General features: G+C 57.3%; 1 rRNA gene. It reads right to left on the bottom strand.

From position 1 onward, the window contains the following. Positions 1-36: 36 nt before the first annotated feature. A 16S ribosomal RNA gene (locus IB269_RS28965) occupies positions 37-255 on the bottom strand; the annotation flags it as partial.

Genomic DNA, 255 nt, shown 5'->3' with positions numbered 1-255 from the left:
AAGTGTGGGCGTTCAACTTGAACAGCAGTTTTCCAGAAAGGAGGTGATCCAGCCGCACCTTCCGATACGGCTACCTTGTTACGACTTCACCCCAGTCACGAACCCCGCCGTGGTAAGCGCCCTCCTTACGGTTAGGCTACCTACTTCTGGCGAGACCCGCTCCCATGGTGTGACGGGCGGTGTGTACAAGACCCGGGAACGTATTCACCGCGGCATGCTGATCCGCGATTACTAGCGATTCCGACTTCACGCAGT

The sequence above is a fragment of the Delftia sp. DLF01 genome, assembly GCF_014852125.1.
Taxonomy (GTDB): Bacteria; Pseudomonadota; Gammaproteobacteria; order Burkholderiales; family Burkholderiaceae_C; genus Comamonas; species Comamonas acidovorans.
Note: the sequence above shows the minus strand (reverse complement) of the source record. Positions and strands in the feature narration are given on the sequence as shown.